Below are 419 nucleotides of genomic sequence, written 5' to 3'. Positions count from 1 at the left end.
TCAGTCAACGAGGTCAAAATGGCGACTGACTTACCTTTCACTGTCTTAGTGAGTAAACGCGCTTCAAGGGTATCAGGGAGCTGCGGCCATTTCTTTCTGGCTTGAGGCGTGGTGGTGAGTTTCACCCACTGGTCATGTTTTCCCAATGTTCGAACCACCTCATATTGAGTGCCTTTCTTCAATGGCAACAACCAGTGGCTGTCAGGTTGCGCTTGCTGCCAAGCGTGCAGAAGGCCGAGCGAGTAAAATCCTCGGTCAAATAGGGTTAGGCTGTGATTGGGAATGCTAGGAATGAGCTGAGATGCTAAGTTCATTTCATTTTCGGCAACCGAATCAAAGGCGCTGTTGACCAACAAATGGCTGCTTAACTCCATCAAGCAAACCATGCGAATTTGCGGATAAGCCGCTTCGCCTGAAGC

General features: G+C 49.4%; 1 protein-coding gene. It reads right to left on the bottom strand.

Features of this window, described 5'->3' with window-relative positions; genetic code table 11:
- Positions 1-419: transposase (locus MO387_RS20840; RefSeq protein ID WP_242326513.1), on the bottom strand; the 419-nt coding region annotated here is incomplete at both ends.

The organism is Shewanella sp. N2AIL (assembly GCF_022690845.1).
GTDB lineage: Bacteria > Pseudomonadota > Gammaproteobacteria > Enterobacterales > Shewanellaceae > Shewanella > Shewanella baltica.
The sequence above is the reverse complement of the archived record's forward strand: the minus strand, read 5'-3'. Positions and strand labels throughout refer to the sequence as shown.